We start from the raw sequence: 19,629 nt of genomic DNA on the forward strand, positions 1-19,629 counted from the left end.
CCAGCGCGATCGCACCGAGCACCCCGGCATGGTCGCCGAGCACCGGTCGGACGACGTACGAGTTGACGTGCTCCGTGATCTCGGGCACGTCCAGATACGCGTTGAGCCTGTCGATCAGGCGCGAGCGCATCGCGTCTAGCAGGCCGTCGAGGTGCATCACGCCGCCGCCGAAGATCAGGCGTGCTGGCGAGAGGATGTAGGTCATGGTGGCCGCCATCTGCGAAAGGTAGTCGGCCTCGAGGTCGACGGCCCCACGCAGCTCGTCACCTGCGAGATCATGCGCTGGCGTGCCCCAGCGGTCGCCGATTGCCGGGCCCGCGGCCAGGCCCTCCAGGCAGTCACGGTGGAACGGGCAGCGGCCGGCGTAGGTGTCATCAGGATGCCGGGCGACCGGCACGTGTCCCATCTCGGGATGCAGCAGGCCGTGGATCAGCTGCCCGCCCAGCAGACCACCGCCGCCGATGCCCGTGCCAACCGTGACGTAGACGCACGACTTGACATCCGTGGCCGCGCCCCACCGCGCCTCGCCCAGCGCCGCACCGTTGACGTCCGTGTCGAAGCCGATCGGCACGTCGGCGACCTCGCGCAGCGGCGTCAGCACATCGGTGTCGCGCCAACCGGGCTTGGGCGTCGAGGTGATGTACCCGAAGGTGTCGGAATCCGGCCGCAGGTCGACGGGGCCGAACGACGCGACCCCAATCCCCCGGAGCCCGTCGGCGTGCTCGGCGACGAACGCCTGGGCACGCGCGAGTGTCTCCCCCGGAACGCTCGTCGGGAAGGTCGTGACGTCGCGCAGGTCACCCGGCCCCGTCCCGACCGCACACACGAATTTCGTGCCGCCAGCCTCGATCCCGACGTACATCTGCCACCCATCCTTGTCGACTGTTGCCGTACGCATCATTGCGCAACGGACAGGCCACGATGCGACGGTGCCATCAGCAGTGCTCTACGATCGGCGGCATCCGACCAGCTGCCGGAGGCCCGAGGGGCGTTGGGCGATGATCCTGTCAGACCGTTCGATCCGCGAGGAGCTCGAGCGCGGGCGCATCGTCATCGACCCGCTGGCCGACGACGCCGTCCAGCCGTCGAGCGTCGACCTGCGCGTCGACTCCAGCTTCCGGGTGTTCGCCAACCACCGGTACCCCTACATCGACGTGCGCGAGCGCCAGCCCGACCTGACCGAGCTGATCAAGGTCCCCGACGACGAGCCATTCGTGCTACACCCGGGCGAGTTCGTCCTCGGCAGCACCCACGAACGTGTCGCGCTGCCCGACGACCTCGTGGCGCGCCTGGAGGGCAAGAGCTCACTGGGCCGGCTGGGGCTGCTCATCCACTCGACCGCAGGGTTCGTCGATGCGGGCTGGGACGGCTGGCTGACCCTCGAGCTGTCCAACGTGGCGACGCTGCCGATCGCCATCTACCCGCGCATGAAGATCGGCCAGCTGGCGTTCTTCCAGCTGTCGACGGCCGCGGACCGTCCGTACGGCACCGCCGAGCTCGGCAGCAAGTACCGGGGGCAGCACGGACCCACCGCAAGCCGCTACTTCGAAAACTTCGCGGAGCCTGGTTCCAGGAAACACGCGTAGGGCCGGCTACGCCGGTCGCAGATCCGGGTTGGTCGAGGTCGGGTCGATCTCCAGACACACGTGAGGCCTGAGGCGCCTCCCGCCCGGCGCCCCAGGCCTCACGTCCCGCCCCCTTCGTCGCCTCCCGTCAGGCACCGAGGGTTCGCGGTCCCGCCACCTCAGGCTGTCGCCAGCATCAGCCGGTGGACCTCCCGGAGGTAGACCGACGAGTACGACACGCCCCGCTCGGCCTCGGTCAGCGCCCGCCGCGCCACCTGCCGGACCGCGTGTCGAAGCGAGTACCCCAGGGCCGTCAGCTTCGCGACGTCCTGTGCCACTGTCAGCGCCATCGTCGTGCCCTCCGCGTTTCGTTGTTGCAGCCACGAAGATGACCGATCAGCGCACGCCTGTCGTCATCAGCATTGGGGAATGTCACGACTGCACCACGGACGCGTCCCATCGCCGTCACCCGAAGGTCGACTGGCTCGTCGACGCAGGCATCGCGCAGGTCTCGACGAGAGCGACAGCCCTCCGCGGGTCAGGACGTTGTCGACGCCTCATCGCCGTTGACGGCGGCGACGGGCAGGAGCGACTCGGCGAGGATGGACGACACGTCGACAACGCGGACCTGGCCCTCGGCGAGGCCGTCCGGGCCGGTGCGGTCCTGCACCGCGTCGTCGAGCATGACCAGGCAGAACGGGCAGGCGGTCGACACGACGTCCGGGTTGAGGGCGAGCGCCTCGTCGATCCGCTCGGTGTTGACACGCTTGCCGATCGTCTCCTCCATGTAGAACCGCGCACCGCCGGCGCCACAGCAGAACCCGCGGTTGCGACAGCGCGGCATCTCGACCGCCTCGAGCCCGGCGACGGCGTCGACGACCGAGCGCGGCTCGTCGTAGACCTCGTTGTGGCGGCCCAGGTAGCACGGGTCGTGGTAGGTCACCCGCGCCACCACGGGCGACTGCGGGTACAGCGTGCCCTCGGCGACGAGGTGGGCGAGCAGCTGGGTGTGGTGGATGACCTCGAAGTGGCCGTCGAGGTCGGGGTACTCGTTGGCGAGCGTGTTGAAGCAGTGGGGACAGGACGCCACGATCCGGACCTTGTCCGCACCCGCCTCGGTCAGCGTCTCGATGGTCTGCTCGGCGAGCATCTGGAACAGGTACTCCACGCCAAGGCGCCGCGCGGGATCGCCGGTGCACGTCTCGGCCTGGCCCAGCACCGCCCAACGCAGGCCCGCCGCGTTGAGCAGGTCGGCGACGTTCTGGGTGGTCTTCTTGGAGCGGTCCTCCAGCGCGCCGGCGCAGCCCACCCAGAACAGGTAGTCGACCTCGTCGGCCGCGACGTCCTCGCCGAGGACCTTGACGTCACGGCCGGCCGCCCACTCCAGCCGCTTCGACGCGCCGAGGCCCCACGGGTCGCCGGAGTTCTCCAGGTTGCGCAGCATCCCTCCGGCCTCGGACGGGAAGGATGACTCCATCTGCGCCTGGTACTGGCGCAGATCCATGATGTGGTCGACGTGCTCGATGTCGACGGGGCACTCCTCTACGCACGCCCCACAGGTCGTGCACGACCACAGCACGTCGTAGTCGATGACCGCGGGCGCGCCCGGGGCGTCCCCGACCAGCGGTGGAACCTCCCCGTTGGTCGCGTCGCCCGACAGCAGCGACGGGCCGCGCTCCCACAGATGGTCGCGCAGGTCCATGATCAGCAGCTTCGGCGACAGCGGCTTGCCGGTGTTCCACGCCGGGCACTGGCTCTGGCAGCGTCCGCACTCAGTGCACGAGTAGAAGTCGAGGAAGCGCTTGACGCCGAACTGCTCGATCGCGCCGACGCCGAGGACCTCGTCCTCGCCCATCTCCTCGATGTCGATCCGCTTCGTCTCAAGCGCACCGAGCGCCTTGGGCTTGCGCGCCAGCGGCACCGTGAACGGGATCGTGAAGACGTGCAGGTGCTTGGAGTGCAGGGTGAACACGGCGAACGCCGTGAACACGGCCAGGTGGCACAGCAGCGCGACCACCCCGACGAGGTGCAACGTGTCCGGACCGAGCGACGCCAGCCGGTCGCCGACCCACATCGACACGAACGCGCCGTCCGGGTACGGCAGCGTGTCGTCCGCGCCACGCACCCCCCGCAGGATCAGCACCGAGTAGAGCAGCGCGAACTCGAACAGCAGCACGTACCAACCCTGGTCGAGGTTCGACCCCGCGAATCGTGACCCGCGCCCCAGGCGCCCGGGCGCCTGCGCCAGACGGACGAGCACGAACCCGGCGACCCCGACGAGGACCAGCAGCGTGAACAGGTCCTGGAGGAACCCGAGCCACTCGCTGGTGCCGATCAGCGGGATCGCGAACTCGGGGTCGAACACCTCGCCGACCGCCTCGACGGTCTGGCTCTGCAGGATGATGAAGCCCCAGAAGATGAATGCGTGCAGCACGCCGACGCCGGACCACGCAAGGATCTTGCGTTGGCCGAGCACCTCGTCGACCAGCGACGTCCACCGTCTCCGCACCTGGGCCAGCCGCTCGGGCATCGGCTGCGCGACGCCGAGCAGGCGCACCAGGTACAGCAGCCGCCTCCCACCGAAGAACGCGCCCGCGCCGAGGATGGCCAGGCCCCCCACCAACCGCACGATGTCCAGCGTGTCCATGATGCTCCTTGCTGCGGGCTGACCGGCCCCCAGCGGACGGGATGCTACGACGCACGCTACTAGCCACCTGCCCCCGGCGACAGCCTGGTGGGGTCAGGACGGGCGGCCACCGCGGCGCGATCTCCTGCGCGTTCAGCGCTCGGTGACGGGTCAGGCGTCTTCGGGCTCGAGCGCGTAGCCCAGACCACGCAACGCCGATCCGGTGCCCACGATCGCAGCGACCCGCTTGCTGCTCGCCATGGCAGCCGCCACGCAGTCTCCGTAGGTGAGCGTGACGTCGGGATTGGCCGCCATCACGGCGAACGCGCGCTGACGCAGCTGGTCGTCGCTGTCGACGATCCGGATGCCGCCGCCGCGCACGGACTGCGCGAGCGCATCGCGGAAGGCGACGGCCCGGTACAGGCCGGGGTCGCGTCGCAGTGCCGTGGCTGCCTCGGCGACGGCGATGTCGGTGGTGACGAGCAGATCGCGCTGTTCGAGCAGCCGCTCGAAGTGGCTCAGCATGCTCTTGTGCGTGGGGTGACCGGGCCGCAGCAGGGCGATCATCGCGCCGCTCTCGACGTAGACCTGGCGCATCAGGACCGCCCGCTGCGCTGCCGGCCATGCGAGCGCAGCGGCGTCGACCCATTGCGGGCCAGATCGAGCAGCGGAGCGAACCCCCCGCCGGAGTTCTGGTGCTCGAGGTAGTGCCGCAGAGCTCGCCGCACGTGTTCGGCCTCGGACAACCCGGTGCGCCCGGCGAGCAGCTTCAGCTCGTGATCGAGGTCCTCGTCGAGGTACAGCTGCTTTCGTATCATCGCGGTCCTGAGCGTAGAGCATTCTGCGACAGTGCCCCGAACTCGGTCACCCGCAGGCCCGCCGTCCACTACTGTTGGTGCATGATCGTGCGTGCGCTGCTGCCGGCGGTCCTGCTGCTGGTGCTGGCGGCGTGCGGCCAGGGCGGGCCTGTGTCCCAGGACACCGGGGGTGACACCGCGGTTCCCACTTCGTCCGCCGCACTGACGGTGGATCCCGCGACGCTTCGTCCGTCTGAGGGCTTCGACGTCTCCGAGGTCGTCTTCACCGATGGCGACGAGCGGATCACGATGCCGGTTCTCGTCGCCGACGAACCGTCGCTGCGATCGACCGGGCTGATGCGCCGGACCGAGCTGGCCGACGACGCAGGCATGCTGTTCGTGTTCGACGAGCCCACCAGCGGCGCGTTCTGGATGAAAGACACGCTGCTGCCGCTGTCGATCGCCTTCGTCGGCTCGGACGGCACCGTCCAGCAGGTGCTCGACATGGAGCCGTGCGCCGCCAATCCCTGCCCCCGCTACACGCCCGACGACCCCTACGTACGCGCGGTGGAGGCGAATCAGGGATACTTCGCTGCACACGACATCACGGTCGGGTGGTCGCTGGAGTTCGGCGGACGTGGCGGAGGTGGGCAATGACGGTCTGGGTGATGTGGCTCGTGGCCGTCGTCGTGCTGTTGCTGCCGGTTGCGCTGATGGTGATCTTCCACGGCCAGGACGTCGCGGACAGTCGCGGCCGCCGCATCAGCAGCCGCTGGCGGCGTCGACGCTGACCGCTGGGCGTGCATCGGCGCGGCACCGACCGACGAGGTGATGTGCGCAGCCGAGCGCGCTGGTCGCGGCTGGAAGGTGTGCACCGCCGTACGCTGAGCCGCCATGATCGACTTCACCGGCAGGACAGCACTGGTCACCGGATCGTCGCGTGGCATCGGGGCCGCGATCGCACGCCGCCTCGCTGCGCTCGGTGCGACCGTGGCCGTGCACTACCGCGCCGAGCAGGCCGCCGCGGAAGCGACGCTGGTCGGCCTCACCGGTGACGGACACCTGATCGTTGGCGCGGACATCACTGACCCCGATGCGGTCGGCCGTATGGTCGCCCAGGTCGTCGCGGCACTCGGCGGGATCGACGTGCTCGTCAACAACGCGGGTGTCTACACCCACCATCCGCTCGACGACGTGAGCTACGACGACTGGCAGGAGGCGTGGACCGACACGCTGGCGGTCAACCTGCTCGGAGCCGCCAACCTCACGTGGTGCGTCGCGCGGCACATGATCGACACCGGTCGCGCCGGACGGATCGTCAACGTCTCGTCGCGCGGTGCGTTCCGTGGTGAGCCCGACCATCCCGCCTACGGGGCGAGCAAGGCGGCACTGAACAGCATGAGCCAGTCGCTGGCGCAGCACCTCGCGCCGCACGGGATCACGGTCTCGGCGGTCGCGCCTGGCTTCGTCGAGACCGATATGGCGGCGTCCCTGCTCGACGGCCCGGGCGGTGACGCGATCCGCGGACAGAGCCCGCTGGGGCGGGTGGCCACCGCCGACGAGATCGCGGACGTCGTGGCATTCCTGGCGTCGGACCGTGTGGTCATCACGACGGGCGCGATCGTCGATGCCAACGGCGCGTCCTACCTGCGGACCTGAGCTGGCCTCGTCGCCCGGCAGGTGGGCGGGCGCCGGCACGTGCGGGCTGGCGCCCATGAGGTGGTACAGCGGAGCGAGCACGAGGACCGCGTCGACGAGTTGCACGGTGTGTCCGTCCGCCGCGAGCGGCAGCGCGTAGGCGCCGGCACCGCCGCCCGCGTCGAGGATCGTCGCGGGTGGGGCCCGGTAGGTGGCGCGACAGGATGTCGAGGGTGCGCCACCACTCCAGTCGTCCGATCGGGTCCGTCCTGAGACGCGCGTGCTCGTCGGCGTCGTCACGATCGTGGCGGAGGATCGTCGGATCCGCGGGCTGATGGGTGATGGACGCAGTGAGCCGATCAATGCGTCACGGAGGTGTCAGGTGTCGAGGACCAGGCAGAACGGATGCCCGGCAGGGTCGAGATAGACACGGAAGGCGACGGGATCGGGCTGGACCTCGGTCGTGCGCGCGCCGATGGCGAGCACGGCCCGTTCACCCGCGTCGAGGTCGTCGACGAGGAAGTCGAGGTGGGCCTGCTGCGCACCGTCGGGTTCGGGCCACGGCGGCGGTTCGTGTCCAAGTGCCAGCTGGAACGCCAGCGTGTGCCCGCCTCCGCTGTCGAGCTGCACCCAGTCGTCATCGCGGTGGCCCACGGGCCAGCCCGTGATCCGTCCGTAGAAGTCGGCGAGCGCCTCGGGGTCCGGGCAGTCGAGCGCGGTCAGCTGGAGTCGTGCGATACCGGGCATGCGCCAGACGATACTACGCGACCACGCGACGCGACGTAGGGTGCGGTGATGGCCGATGACGACCGTGCCCGGGCACACGACGTGGTCGTCCTCGGCGCCACCGGCTTCGTCGGCCGCCTTGTCGCCGCTCACCTGGCGTCACACGCGCCGCCGCACGTGCGGGTCGCGCTGGCGGGCCGGTCCCGCGCGAGGCTGGAGGAGGTCCGCCGCGGCCTCGGTGCCCGCGCGGTCGACTGGCCCCTGCTGGTCGTCGACGCCACCGATCCCGACGCCGTCGGAGCGATGGCGGCCGACAGTCGGGTCGTCGCCACCACGGTCGGTCCGTACGCGCGGTATGGGCTGGCGGTCGTCGATGCGTGTGCCCGCGCCGGCACCGACTACGTCGACCTGACCGGCGAGGTGTTGTTCGTACGGGACGCCATCGACCGCCACCACGACACCGCCGGTGAGACCGGGGCGCGCATCGTGCACTCGTGCGGGTTCGACTCTGTGCCATCGGATCTCAGTGTCCTCCTCGCCGCCCGGGCGGCCGCCGGCGACGGCGCGGGCGTGCTCGCCTGGGCGACGCTGGTGCTGCGATCGGCCTCCGGCGGGATGAGCGGCGGCACTGTGGACTCACTGCGCGTGCAGGTCGACGAGCTGGCCGATGACCCGTCGCAGGCACGGATCGTCGACGATCCCCACGCGCTGAGCCCGGACCGTGCTGCAGAGCTCGATCCCGGCCGCGAGCACGGCGTCGCCGTCCCGCGATGGGACCCGCAGCTGTGCACGTGGACCGGCCCGTTCGTGATGGCGCCCTACAACACCCGTATCGTGCGACGAAGCAACGCGCTGCAGGGATGGGCCTACGGGCGCCGCCTGCGCTATCGAGAGGTCGTGGGGTTCGGCTGCGGCTGGAGGGCTGCGCTGCGTGCGGCGGGCATGGCGGCTGGCATCGCCGTGGGGCTGGGCGCGATGCGCGTCGGTCCGGCCCGCGCGGTGCTCGATCGCCTGCTCCCCGCACCGGGTGAAGGGCCCGACCGGGCCCGGCGGGAACGTGGGCACTTCCGCTTCGACCTGCACGCGGCCACTGTGACGGGTGCGCGGTACCGGGTGCGCTTCGCCGCACGGGGCGATCCCGGTTACGCGGCGACGTCGGTGATGATGGGTGAGTGCGCGCTGGCGCTGGTCGTCGACCGGGCGGCGCTGCCCGACGCCGCGGGCGTGCTGACCCCGGCGACCGGGATCGGGGTCGTGCTCGCGGACCGGCTGCGCGCGGTCGGCTTCGACATTGCCGTCGAGCGGGTGTAGCGACAGCGGTCACTCGCCGGCAGCGTCGGCGACCAGGTCGAACAGCGCGTGCTGCTCGGCGTAGCCGACCTCGTCGAGCGTGAACGCCGGCCAGTGCTCGTGGATCGCCGGCAGGACCTTCGCCGGGTCGCGGATCAGGAAGGTGTGGGTGAACCGGGACAGGAAGTCATCGTCGAGCATGTGCGTGACGTGGTGCGCGAAGTCCTTGATGAACACCGGGCCCTCGGCGACCGACGCGGAGCATGCGCCACACCGACGCCGACGTCAGCCTGGCACCGTCTCGATGCGTGCTCCCGCGGGCTGCGCGCTCCTCCCCGGCGTACCAGGCCGCACCGAACGGTTCATGGAAGCATCGGTGGTCGCCACGCTCGCGCATCATCCGCTCGAACGCCGTCGACGTCGACCGCGGGACGCCCCCACAGGGCGAGGATGCGGTGGCTGGGCTTCACGCCGCCTGATCGTACGCAGGGATCACCGGCGCAAACCCCTCGTTGGTCGGCCAAGCCACTGGGCCGCCGTTTGCCGAGTACGGGCGGCAAGGCGATAGAAAACTTGAGCGCAACATGCTCAGACTTCTTGCCGCCATGCACCACGCTGCTACTCTGTGTGCAGGTTCAATGTAGTAGTCGGACGACAAGGAATGCATCCATGGCACGAGCAGTAGGTATCGACCTCGGGACGACGAACTCGGTCGTCGCCGCGATGGAGGGTGGTGAGTCCACGGTCATCCCGAACGCCGAGGGCTCCCGGACGACCCCGTCGGTCGTCGGCTTCTCCAAGTCCGGCGAGGTCCTCGTCGGCGAGGTCGCCAAGCGTCAGGCCGTCACGAACCCCGACCGCACCATCCAGTCCGTCAAGCGTCACATGGGCACCGACTGGAGCACTGAGGTCGACGGCAAGACTTACACCGCGCAGGAGATCAGCGCACGCATCCTGCAGAAGCTCAAGCGCGACGCCGAGGCATACCTGGGCGACGAGGTCAAGCAGGCGGTCATCACGGTCCCGGCCTACTTCGGCGACGCCCAGCGGCAGGCTACCAAGGAGGCCGGCCAGATCGCCGGGCTCGAGGTCCTGCGCATCATCAACGAGCCGACCGCGGCCTCGCTCGCCTACGGTCTCGACAAGGAGGGCGAGCAGACCATCCTCGTCTTCGACCTCGGCGGCGGGACGTTCGACGTTTCGATCCTCGAGATCGCGGAGGGCGTGTTCGACGTCAAGGCGACGTCGGGTGACACGAACCTTGGCGGTGACGACTGGGACCAGGCGATCATCGACTGGATGGTCACCCGCTTCAAGGACAACCACGGGGTCGACCTGTCGAAGGACCGCATGGCGCTGCAGCGGCTCAAGGAGGCCGCGGAGAAGGCCAAGCGCGAGCTGTCGACGACCACCGAGGCGTCGGTCAACCTGCCGTTCATCACCGCGACCGCCGAGGGGCCGCTCCACCTCGAGGAGACGCTGTCGCGCTCGCAGTTCCAGCAGATGACCTCCGACCTGCTCGACCGGACCCGCGAGCCGTTCAGCGCCGCGATCCGTGACGCGGGCATCAAGCCGGGCGACATCGACCAGGTGATCCTCGTCGGCGGGTCCACCCGCATGCCCGCCGTCGTGGACCTGGTCAAGGAGCTGACCGCCGGCAAAGAGCCGCACAAGGGCGTCAACCCCGACGAGGTCGTCGCCGTCGGCGCGGCGTTGCAGGCCGGCGTGCTGAAGGGCGACGTCAAGGATGTCCTGCTGCTCGACGTGACGCCGCTGTCGCTGGGCATCGAGACCAAAGGCGGCGTGATGACCAGGCTCATCGAGCGGAACACGACGATCCCGACGCGCAAGTCCGAGGTCTTCACGACCGCAGAGGACAACCAGCCGCAGGTCGAGATCCACGTCCTGCAAGGCGAGCGCGAGATGGCCGCCTACAACAACACGCTCGGCAAGTTCCAGCTGACCAACATCCCGCCGGCCCCCCGGGGCGTGCCGCAGATCGAGGTCACCTTCGACATCGACGCCAACGGCATCGTCAATGTGTCCGCGAAGGACCGAGGTACCGGCAAGGAGCAGTCGATGACGATCACCGGGCAGAGCGCCCTGCCGCGGGAGGACATCGACCGCATGGTCCGCGACGCCGAGCAGCACGCCGAGGAGGACAAGAAGCGCCGCGCGGAGGCCGAGGCACGCAACACCGCGGACAACCTGCTGTACCAGACCGAGAAGCTGGTCAAGGACAACGCCGACAAGATCTCCGACGAGCACAAGGCCAAGCTCGAACAGACGCAGGGCCAGCTGCGCGAGGCGATCAAGTCCGACGACATCCAGTCGATCCGCAACGCCAGCGATGAGCTGATGCGGGTCAGCCAGGAGGTCGGGCAGGCGCTGTACGCCGCGGGGGCGGCGGACCAGGCAGGGCAGCAGGCGACCAGTGGCTTCGCCGGTGCTCACGATGCCGGTGACGACGACATCGTGGACGCCGAGGTCGTCGACGAGCCCGAGGACGACGAGGGGGTTGCGTGACCGACGCACCCAAGGACCATGACGCCGGCGCGGCCGACGCACAGACCGCGCCGGACGGCGCCGCTGGCGAGACGGCCGTCGACGGCCAGCCGGTGACCGGGTCCGATGGTGCCGACGCGAGCGGCGGCCAGGTCGACCCGGCGCTGGCCGGGGTCACGGCGGCGCTCGAGCAGGTGACGCGTGAGCGCGACACCTACCTGGACCACCTGCGGCGCGAGCGCGCGGAGTTCGAGAACTTCCGCCGGCGCAGCCAGAAGGAGCGCATGGAGGCGCTCGATCGTGGTGCCGAGGCGCTCGCCGTGCAGCTGCTGAGCGTGCTCGACAACTTCGGCTACGTGCTCGAGGCCGCCAAGGACGCCGACGACGCCGTCGCCAAGGGCGTCCGCATGGTCCACACTGAGTTGCGGGAGGTCCTCGAGCGCGCAGGCCTCGAGGACGTGCCCGGCGTCGACGCGCCGTTCGACCCGACCTGGCACGACGCCGTCATGCAGGTCGACGGCGAGACGACGGACGACGGCGAGCCCAGGGTGGCGCAGGTGCTGCGCAACGGCTACCGCTTCAAGGGACGGGTTCTGCGGCCGGCAACGGTCGCCGTCACCCAGTAGGAGGTCAGGTGAGCCAGCGCGACTACGTCGAGAAGGACTACTACCGTGCGCTCGGCGTCGACGAGAAGGCTGAGCAGGCCGAGATCGCGAAGGCCTACCGCCGGCTCGCGCGCGAGCTGCACCCGGACGCCAACCCGGACAACCCCGACGCCGAGACCCGGTTCAAGGAGGTCAGCGAGGCCTACTCGGTCCTGTCGAACCCCGAGAAGCGCGCCGAGTACGACAAGGTGCGCCAACTCGTCGGCAGCGGCGCCTTCGCCGGCGGCTTCCCGGGGGGCGGCTTCCCGCCCCCGGGTGGCGGCTTCCCGCCCCCGGGTGGCGGTGGGCAGACGTTCGACCTGTCGGACCTGCTGGGCGGCCTGTTCGGGCAGGGGCAGCCGCAGGGCGGCAGCCCGTTCGGCCGGCAGCGCGGGGCGCAGCCCAGCGCCCGCGGACGGGACCTCGAGACCGACCTGACGCTCTCGTTCGAGGACGCGATGGCGGGCGTCACCACGACGTTGCGCATCAACGGCAACGCCGCGTGCTCGACCTGCGGCGGCTCGGGAGCGCGGCCCGGGACCAGCCCCCAGGTCTGCCAGGTGTGCCGTGGCACCGGCGCGATCGCCCGCGACCAGGGAATGTTCAGCTTCTCGGAGCCGTGCGACACGTGCGGGGGCTCCGGTCGTGTGATCCCCGACCCGTGCCCCGCGTGTGGCGGGACCGGCGTCGAGCGTCGATCCCGCGAGATCCGTGCCCGTATCCCAGCAGGCGTCAAGGACGGCGCGAGGATCCGGCTGAAGGGCAAGGGCGAGCCAGGCCCGCCCGGCGGTGTGCCCGGGGACCTGTTCGTCAAGGTCCACGTCACGCCACATGAGATCTTCGACCGACGCGACGACGACCTGCTGCTGCGGTTGCCCGTGACGTTCGCCGAGGCGGCGCTCGGCACCAGGGTGACCGTGCCGACCCTCGATGGCCCGGTCACGCTCAAGGTGCCGGCCGGCACCGAGTCGGGACGCACCCTGCGGGTCCGCGACCGCGGCGTGCCGACGCGCAAGGGCGGGCATGGCGACCTGCTCGTGACGATCGACGTCGCCGTGCCGCGCAAGCTGACGCGCACACAGCGCAAGATGCTCGAGGACTTCGCCGCGACGGACGACGGTGACGTCCGTGCGCACCTCGACAGGTACATGACCGCATCATGATCCCGCTTCCGCCATGACCCTCGACGCCGGCGTCTACATCATCTCGGTCGCGGCTGAGCTCGCCGGCGTGCATCCGCAGACGCTGCGGACCTACGAACGGAAGGGCCTGGTGACGCCCAAACGGACCGCGGGCGGCACCCGCCGCTACTCCGAGCGCGACGTGTCGCGCGTGCAGCTGATCCAGCAGCTGACGCAGGAGGAGGGCATCAACCTGGCGGGTGTCCTGCGCATTCTCGAGCTCGAGGACCAGATCGAGCGTCTCGAACGCCAGCTCGAACGCAGCAGGCGCGAGACCGAACGTGTGCGCGAAGCATCGCGCGAGGCTCTTCGCGAGGCGCACCGCCGCGCCTCGACCGAGCTGGTCCTGTACCGGCAGACCCAGATCGAACGGCTCCGGGAGTCCTGATCTCAGGCCCCGGCGCGGCCCGCACCCATCGCACTGTCCACCGGTACGACGTCATCGACGGGTGGACCATGCCATGGACGGCGGGTCGCCGCCGGCATCGGCCGTTCGGTCACGACGGCGACGAATCAAGACCCATGTCATGCCCATTGCCCCGATCGGACAACGATCGGGGCGCCCGTGGTGACCTACGGTCAGCGCCGTAGCACCCACCCGGCGTATGAGCCCGAAACACCCGCGGGGTCTGACCTGATGAACCACTGGATGCGCACACGCACGATCCGCATGATCGGCTTCCTGTTCGGACTGAGCCTCGTGCTCACGGCGTGTGACGCGGAGGACCTGCTGGCGTTGCTCGACGGCGGCGTGGCGGACCAGGGCCCTGCCGCCGAGGCGGCCGCCGGTGACGATGTTGCGGAGGATGCTGACGCCGCTGAGGACAGCGGCGAGACCACCGATGAGGGCGATGCCGCGGAGGGCAAGTCCGAGGATCGCGAGTTCCAGTGCCGCAGGGACGACGTCAGGGAGGCGGACAAGGCTGGCACCGAGGATGCCGGCGACGACCCGTCCGCCGCCGCCGACGGTGGTGGCGCTCCTGCCAGGGCTTCTGCCGACCGTGACGGTGCGAAGGACAGCGACGACGCCGACACGGGCGGTGACGCGGCGGGGGGCTCCGGCGACAGCCAGGCCAGGAAGCCCAGGCCCGCTCCGGAGGAGAAGGCACCGTCCGGCGGCAACAGCGGTGGCTCGTCGGGGAACCTGTCGGCGATCGAGCAGGACATCTTCGACCGCCTCAACGCGACCCGTCGCGAGGCCGGCATCAAGGCGCTGACGCCGAGCGCCGAGATCTCGCGCGGCGCGCGGTCGTGGTCGTGCGACATGGCAGCCAGGGGCAACTTCCGCCACGCCGACCTCCGTGCGGCCGGCGTGTACGGCGAGAACATCGCGTGGGGCCAGCGCTCCGCCGCCGAGGTGCACCAGGGCTGGATGAACTCGTCCGGGCACCGCGACAACCGGATGAGCTCACGGTGGGCCGAGTACGGCGTCGGCGTCTGCGAGAACAGCAACGGCCGCCTGTACTTCACGGAGCGCTTCCGCTAGGACGCCCTACCCCCCACGACCGACGGCCCTGTTCTGCTCCCGCGGCGGGGCCGTCGGCGTTGGATGACGGACGGCCGGGACCACGCGGTCCCGGCCGTCCGTGGTCACCCAACCTCCGGTTCGGCGGCGACCCGTCGGGGGCGTCACGCGGCGTGGAACTGCTCCTCCTCGGTGGAGCCGTGCATGGCCAGCGTCGACGCGGTGCCGCCGGTGACGGTCTGTGCGATCCGGTCGAAGTAGCTGGCGCCGACCTCGCGCTGGTGGCGCGTGGCCGTGTAGCCCTGCGACTCCAGCTCGAACTCGTGCTGCTGCAGCGCGACGTAGGCCGACATGTGGTCGGAGGCGTACCCGCGTGCGAGCTCGAACATCGACGCGTTCAGCGCGTGGAAGCCGGCCAGGGTCACGAACTGGAAGCGGTAGCCCATCTCGCCCAGCTCGCGCTGGAAATCGGCGATGACGTCGTCGTCGAGCTGCGCTTTCCAGTTGAAGGACGGGGAGCAGTTGTACGCGAGGCGCTTGCCCGGGAACTCGGCATGGATGGCGTCGGCGAACTTGCGCGCCTCGGCCAGCTCCGGGGTCGACGTCTCGAGCCACAGCAGGTCCGCGTAGGGCGCGTACGCAAGTCCCCGGGCGATGCCCGCCTCCAGGCCGTTGCGCACATCGTAGAAGCCCTCCGGGGTGCGGGTGCCTGTCAGGAAGACCCGGTCGCGGGGGTCGACGTCGCTGGTGATGAGTGTCGCCGCCTGCGCATCGGTCCTGGCGACCAACAGTGTCGATACGCCGGCCACGTCGGCGGCCAGCCGCGCTGCCGCGAGGGTCCGGACGTGCTGGCTGGTCGGCACCAGCACCTTTCCACCCATGTGCCCGCACTTCTTCTCACTGGCCAGCTGATCCTCGAAGTGCAGTCCGGCGGCGCCGGCCTCGATCATGCCCAGTGCCAGCTCGTAGGCGTTCAAGGCCCCGCCGAAGCCCGCCTCGCAGTCGGCGACGATCGGCGCGAGCCAGTAGCGGTCCGTGTCGCCCTCGAGCGCGGCGATCTGGTCGGCGCGGCGCAGCGCCGAGTTGATGCGACGCACCAGCATCGGGGCGCTGTTCACGGGATACAGGCTCTGGTCGGGGTAGGTGTTGCCCGACAGGTTGGCGTCGCCGGCGACCTGCCAGCCCGACAGGTAGATCGCCTGCAGCCCGGCCTTGACCATCTGGACCGCCTGGTTGCCGGTCATCGCGCCCAGCGCCCGGACGGGCTCGTAAGCCGCGAGCAGCTCCCACAGCCGCTCGGCCCCCGCGCGCGCGAGGCTGTGCTCTACGTGGACCGACCCCCGGAGCGCGATGACGTCTTCTGCGGTGTAGTCACGCTGGATGCCGGCCCACCGGGGGTCCGTCTCCCACTCTGTCCGCAGCGCATCGGCGTCGCTACGGTGTGCGATCTCGTCCATGCAGTGCTCCTCACTTCGCGGAGCCGCGCTGACGCGAACCCCTGAACAGTCATGGCAACCTATAGTGTTGTTGTGAGATGCTTGGCATACCAAGCCGGACCTGGAGCAACAATGACGGATCTTGCGGTTACCGCTGAGTATGTCGGAAGTTCGCGGCTGGATACCCTCGTCTTCGGCCAGCGCCTCCGTCACGTGCGGCAGGAACGGGGGCTCACGTTGAACGAGCTCGGTGACCTCGTTGGTCGGCGGGCGCCGTACCTGTCCCGGCTCGAGAACGGCAAGCGCGAGCCGACGCTGTCGCTGATCGGTGCGCTCGCGGACGCCCTCGAGGTCACGCCGGCGGACCTGCTGGATCCGATGCCACCGTCCCGGCGTGCCGAGCTCGAGGTCGCGCTGGACCGCGCGCAGGACGACCCGCTGTACCGGCGGCTGGGGCTCAACGGGTTCCCGCTGTCGCGCAGGGTCGACGACGACGTGCTCGAGCACGTCATCGCGCTCTTCACCGAGCTGCGCCGCGTGAGCTCCGTGCGGGCGCAGACGCCCGAGGAGGCGCGCAAGCACAACGCGCAGCTGCGGGCGATGATGCGCGAGCGCGACAACTACTTCGCCGACATCGAGGCCTCGGCACGCGAGGCGCTCGATGCCGTCCACTACGCCGGCGACGGGCACCTGACGGCGCGGATCATCGACGACCTGGCGTCGCACTTCGGCTTCCGCGTCACGGCCGTGCCGCGGCTGCCCAGCGGCCTGCGCTCTCTGGCCGACCTGCGCAACGGGCGGCTGTTCGTCCACGAGCGCGAGCGCGTGGGGACCCTCATGTCACGCTCGATCGTCGCGCAGTCGCTCGGCCACTTCGCACTGGGCCACGGTGATCCCGCGAGCTTCGGCGAGTTCCTTCAGCAGCGCGTGGAGGCCAACTACTTCGCGGGGGCGCTGCTCGTGCCCGAGTCGTCGTCCGTGCCGTACCTGCAGCGGGCCAAGGACGCCCACGACCTGTGCATCGAGGATCTCGCCGAACACTTCTTCGTGTCGTACGAGATGGCGGCGCACCGCTTCACGAACCTCGCCACCCGTCACCTCGGCATCGCCACGCACTTCCTCCGCTCCGACGCGGAGGGCGTGATCTGGAAGGCCTACGAGAACAACGGCGTGCCGTTCCCGGCCGACCCCGACGGTGCGATCGAGGGCCAGCGGGTGTGCCGGCGCTGGGGCACGCGGCGCGTGTTCGAGTCCGACCAGCTGCGGACCGTCCGCCACCAGTACACCGACACGCCGGCGGGGACGTTCTGGTGCGTCACCGTGCGCGAGGCCGGGCGTGAGCCCGAGCACGCCGTCACCGTCGGTGTCGGCTTCGGCGACGCCAAACACTTCCGCGGTCGCGAGACCCGGGAGCGCACACTGTCGGGTTGCCCCGACGAGCCGTGCTGCCGCGAACCCCAGCCGGAGCTCGCCGGTCGCTGGGACGGCCACGCCCGGCCCCTGGCGAGCTCGCACAGTCACGTCCTGGCAGCGCTGCCGGTTGGCGCGTTCCCTGGCGTCGACATGCCCGAGGTCTACGAGTTCCTCGACACCGCCTGAGCGCGCGCCCGTCACGTGTCGCCGCCCTGCCGGGCGATCGGCGGCGGTGCGTGGAAGTCCCACGCACGGAACAGCACCGCGTGCGCGACCCCCATCGCCCTGCCCTGCTGCCCGGTGATGGCGATCAGCATCTGGCGGGGCGGTGGATGGCCGGGGATGCCGGCCGGGTAGCCGCCGTGGGCCTCCAACGACGCGATGCCGCGCTCCAGCGGCGCGCCGGTAACGTCGACGCCGTGGGTCGGGCGCGGGTCACCGGACACCAGCAGCCAGCGCGGGGACCACGGCTCGAGCTCCTCTGCGATCAGCTCGGGAAACACCCAGCGGTTGCCCGCGTCGCGCAGGGCGTCGAGGGTCGCGAGCCCGGCCACGCGGTGGTCGGCCTGGTTGAGCCCGGCCACGAACTCGATCTCCCAGGAGCCCGACACCACTGCGTCCGGCCAGAAGGTGCGGATCCGTCGCGCGATGTCACGTCGCAGGTCGAGGCTGTACTCGAGCACGCCGTCGGGGTGTCCAGGAACTCCACGCCGCGACACCGACGGCCTCCGAGCCGGTGAGCTGCTCCCTTACGCGCATGGGACCGGTCCGCTCCGGCGGGCTGTTGTCCATCCCCGCCTCGCCGCGGGTCAGCAGCAGGTAGGCGACGTCGATGCCCCGTGCGGTCCAGGCCCCGATCGCGGCAGACGTGCCGCACTCGATGTCGTCGGGATGCGCCACCACGCACAGGACGCGACGGAAGGCGTCCTCGGGAACGGTGGGATCGTTGCAGCCGTCATCGTGATGCTCCTGGTCGCGGATCGGTCGCGCCGTCGAACGACGGGCACCGGCGAGCCGTCAGGCGACGCCCGGTGGGGACCATCCCATCGCGCTGCGATGGCACGCAACGTCCGCGTGCTGACCCGACCCGCCCCTCGGGCGACCTCGCCGGTCCGGCGCTGCCACCACGGCGCTCAGCACCGCAGCTCGAGGTCCTTGCCGCGGCGACGCGAGAGGTCGGACAGGCCGCCCACCACCACCGCGGGCGACATCGGCTCCAGTCGCCGTCCGTCGCGGCGGCGCAGGCTCACCGTGCCATCGGCAGCTTCGCGGTCACCGATGACTCCGGCGAACGGGACGCCGCGCTCGTGGGCGTGGCGGATCCGCGCACCCAGCGAGTGCCGTGCCTCGACGACCTCAGCGCGCAGGCCCGCGCCCGCCGCCTCCGCGACCACAGCCTGCGCAACCCCGTGGTGGACGGCGTCGACAGGGAGCAACGCCAGCTGCACCGGCGCCAGCCACACGGGGAACCGACCCCGGTACCACTCGATCAGGTGAGCGACCAGGCGCTCCATGGTCGAGATCAGCGACCGGTGGATCACGACGGGCTGTTCGAGTCCCCCGTCAGCCGCGCGGTACGACAGCTCGAAGACGCTCGGCAGATGGAAGTCGACCTGGACAGTCGACAGAGTCAGCTCGTGACCCTGGGCGTCACGGACCTGCACGTCGATCTTCGGTCCGTAGAAGGCGGCCTCGTCGGGTGCCTCGTCCCAGTCGGCACCGTCGGCCGCCAGCGTCGCCCGCAGGGCATGCTGTGCGCGGTCCCACATCGCCGGAGCCTCGACGTAGCTGCCCTGCGGTCCGCACAGCGACAGGCGCAGCCGATGGTGGTCGATGCCGAGCACCGCGTACGCGCGGCGGATCAGCCCGAGGACCTCGGCGACCTCCGATGCGACCTGGCCCGGTGCGACGAAGACGTGCGCGTCGTTGAGGGTCATCGCACGGACGCGGCTGAGCCCACCCAGCACGCCAGAGCGCTCGTAGCGGAACATCGTGCCCAGCTCGGACAGCCGCACGGGGAGGTCCCGGTAGCTGTGCTGGCGCGACGCGTAGATCAGCAGGTGGTGCGGGCAGTTGCTGGGTCGCAGGACGAGCTGCTCGCCGCCGACGTCCATCGGTGGGAACATGTCGTCATCGGAAGTGCTGCAGGTGACCGGAGCGCTCGTACAGCTCGGGCTAGCCCAGCACCGGGCTGAACACGCGCTGGTACCCAGCGTCGCGCTCGAGGTCGACGATGTACCGCTCGAGCTGCTCGCGGATCACCGCGCCGGAGCGGGCAGCCACAACGGCAGACCGGAGCCGACCAACTCATCGGAGGTGAACAGATCGAGCCGCCGGCCAAGC

The 19,629-nt window shown here is 70.4% G+C and carries 22 protein-coding genes; 11 read left to right on the forward strand and 11 right to left on the reverse strand.

The features are described 5' to 3' along the window. The coding region (locus VK923_17525) for an ROK family protein (GenBank protein ID HSJ46480.1) at positions 1-862 on the reverse strand (862 nt) is incomplete at its 3' end. Positions 863-998: 136 nt separating this feature from the next. Between VK923_17525 and dcd the strand changes: the two genes are divergently transcribed. Next, the gene (gene dcd / locus VK923_17530) at positions 999-1,586 is read left to right on the forward strand and encodes a dCTP deaminase (protein ID HSJ46481.1); all 588 of its coding nucleotides are present in this window, start codon (positions 999-1,001) and stop codon (positions 1,584-1,586) included. 158 nt (positions 1,587-1,744) lie between these two features. Here the strand turns inward: dcd and VK923_17535 are convergent, their stop codons facing one another. The 4 genes from VK923_17535 to VK923_17550 all read right to left on the reverse strand — a co-directional run bounded on the left by VK923_17535 (position 1,745) and on the right by VK923_17550 (position 5,009). Next, positions 1,745-1,915, reverse strand: a complete 171-nt coding sequence (locus VK923_17535; GenBank protein ID HSJ46482.1) for a hypothetical protein — start codon at positions 1,913-1,915, stop codon at positions 1,745-1,747. A 188-nt stretch (positions 1,916-2,103) separates the two neighbouring features. Continuing rightward, a complete protein-coding gene (locus tag VK923_17540; GenBank protein HSJ46483.1) occupies positions 2,104-4,212 on the reverse strand; it encodes a (Fe-S)-binding protein in 2,109 nt (702 codons plus the stop codon). Between the two features lie 150 nt (positions 4,213-4,362). After that, positions 4,363-4,788, reverse strand: a complete 426-nt coding sequence (locus VK923_17545) for a PIN domain-containing protein (GenBank protein HSJ46484.1) — start codon at positions 4,786-4,788, stop codon at positions 4,363-4,365. Beyond that, complete coding sequence (locus VK923_17550; protein HSJ46485.1) at positions 4,788-5,009, reverse strand: CopG family transcriptional regulator; 222 nt, start codon at positions 5,007-5,009, stop codon at positions 4,788-4,790. The genes VK923_17545 and VK923_17550 overlap by 1 nt, the downstream gene beginning before the upstream one ends. An 87-nt stretch (positions 5,010-5,096) precedes the next feature. Between VK923_17550 and VK923_17555 the strand changes: the two genes are divergently transcribed. From VK923_17555 to VK923_17565, 3 genes are all read left to right on the forward strand, one after another. Beyond that, on the forward strand, positions 5,097-5,645 hold the full coding sequence (locus VK923_17555) for a DUF192 domain-containing protein (protein ID HSJ46486.1): 549 nt from the start codon (positions 5,097-5,099) through the stop codon (positions 5,643-5,645). After that, positions 5,642-5,779, forward strand: a complete 138-nt coding sequence (locus tag VK923_17560; protein HSJ46487.1) for a hypothetical protein — start codon at positions 5,642-5,644, stop codon at positions 5,777-5,779. The genes VK923_17555 and VK923_17560 overlap by 4 nt, the downstream gene beginning before the upstream one ends. Positions 5,780-5,882: 103 nt before the next feature. Continuing rightward, positions 5,883-6,647, forward strand: coding sequence for an SDR family oxidoreductase (locus VK923_17565; protein ID HSJ46488.1), 765 nt, complete (start codon positions 5,883-5,885; stop codon positions 6,645-6,647). Between the two features lie 357 nt (positions 6,648-7,004). Here the strand turns inward: VK923_17565 and VK923_17570 are convergent, their stop codons facing one another. Then, a complete protein-coding gene (locus VK923_17570) occupies positions 7,005-7,373 on the reverse strand; it encodes a VOC family protein (GenBank protein ID HSJ46489.1) in 369 nt (122 codons plus the stop codon). A gap of 48 nt (positions 7,374-7,421) precedes the next feature. On the opposite strand from VK923_17570, the gene VK923_17575 reads away from it, so the two are divergent. Continuing rightward, positions 7,422-8,663 carry a saccharopine dehydrogenase NADP-binding domain-containing protein gene (locus tag VK923_17575; GenBank protein HSJ46490.1) on the forward strand — a complete coding sequence of 414 codons (1,242 nt, stop codon included), beginning with the start codon at positions 7,422-7,424 and terminating at the stop codon, positions 8,661-8,663. Positions 8,664-8,672: 9 nt separating this feature from the next. On the opposite strand, the gene VK923_17580 is transcribed toward VK923_17575, so the two are convergent. Then, positions 8,673-8,879, reverse strand: a complete 207-nt coding sequence (locus tag VK923_17580; protein HSJ46491.1) for a hypothetical protein — start codon at positions 8,877-8,879, stop codon at positions 8,673-8,675. Positions 8,880-9,311: 432 nt separating this feature from the next. Between VK923_17580 and dnaK the strand changes: the two genes are divergently transcribed. From dnaK to VK923_17605, 5 genes are all read left to right on the forward strand, one after another. Then, positions 9,312-11,168, forward strand: coding sequence for a molecular chaperone DnaK (gene dnaK / locus VK923_17585; protein ID HSJ46492.1), 1,857 nt, complete (start codon positions 9,312-9,314; stop codon positions 11,166-11,168). Beyond that, positions 11,165-11,773, forward strand: coding sequence for a nucleotide exchange factor GrpE (locus VK923_17590; GenBank protein HSJ46493.1), 609 nt, complete (start codon positions 11,165-11,167; stop codon positions 11,771-11,773). Before dnaK ends, VK923_17590 begins: the two co-directional genes overlap by 4 nt. A gap of 8 nt (positions 11,774-11,781) precedes the next feature. Beyond that, the gene (gene dnaJ, locus VK923_17595) at positions 11,782-12,954 is read left to right on the forward strand and encodes a molecular chaperone DnaJ (protein HSJ46494.1); all 1,173 of its coding nucleotides are present in this window, start codon (positions 11,782-11,784) and stop codon (positions 12,952-12,954) included. Positions 12,955-12,967: 13 nt separating this feature from the next. After that, positions 12,968-13,360, forward strand: coding sequence for a helix-turn-helix transcriptional regulator (locus VK923_17600; GenBank protein HSJ46495.1), 393 nt, complete (start codon positions 12,968-12,970; stop codon positions 13,358-13,360). Positions 13,361-13,621: 261 nt separating this feature from the next. Continuing rightward, entirely contained in the window at positions 13,622-14,458 is an 837-nt protein-coding gene (locus VK923_17605; protein HSJ46496.1) for a CAP domain-containing protein, read from the forward strand. Positions 14,459-14,601: 143 nt separating this feature from the next. On the opposite strand, the gene aceA is transcribed toward VK923_17605, so the two are convergent. Continuing rightward, positions 14,602-15,894, reverse strand: a complete 1,293-nt coding sequence (gene aceA, locus VK923_17610) for an isocitrate lyase (protein ID HSJ46497.1) — start codon at positions 15,892-15,894, stop codon at positions 14,602-14,604. Positions 15,895-16,005: 111 nt separating this feature from the next. On the opposite strand from aceA, the gene VK923_17615 reads away from it, so the two are divergent. Continuing rightward, on the forward strand, positions 16,006-17,472 hold the full coding sequence (locus VK923_17615) for a helix-turn-helix domain-containing protein (GenBank protein ID HSJ46498.1): 1,467 nt from the start codon (positions 16,006-16,008) through the stop codon (positions 17,470-17,472). An 11-nt stretch (positions 17,473-17,483) separates the two neighbouring features. On the opposite strand, the gene VK923_17620 is transcribed toward VK923_17615, so the two are convergent. From VK923_17620 to VK923_17630, 3 genes are all read right to left on the reverse strand, one after another. Continuing rightward, the gene (locus VK923_17620; protein HSJ46499.1) at positions 17,484-17,969 is read right to left on the reverse strand and encodes a hypothetical protein; all 486 of its coding nucleotides are present in this window, start codon (positions 17,967-17,969) and stop codon (positions 17,484-17,486) included. Next, entirely contained in the window at positions 17,938-18,189 is a 252-nt protein-coding gene (locus tag VK923_17625) for a PIG-L family deacetylase (GenBank protein HSJ46500.1), read from the reverse strand. Before VK923_17625 ends, VK923_17620 begins: the two co-directional genes overlap by 32 nt. Positions 18,190-18,419: 230 nt before the next feature. Then, the gene (locus VK923_17630; protein HSJ46501.1) at positions 18,420-19,412 is read right to left on the reverse strand and encodes a threonine--tRNA ligase; all 993 of its coding nucleotides are present in this window, start codon (positions 19,410-19,412) and stop codon (positions 18,420-18,422) included. Between the last annotated feature and the right edge of the window lie 217 nt (positions 19,413-19,629).

It is taken from the genome of Euzebyales bacterium, assembly GCA_035461305.1.
Classification (GTDB): Bacteria; Actinomycetota; Nitriliruptoria; order Euzebyales; family JAHELV01; genus JAHELV01.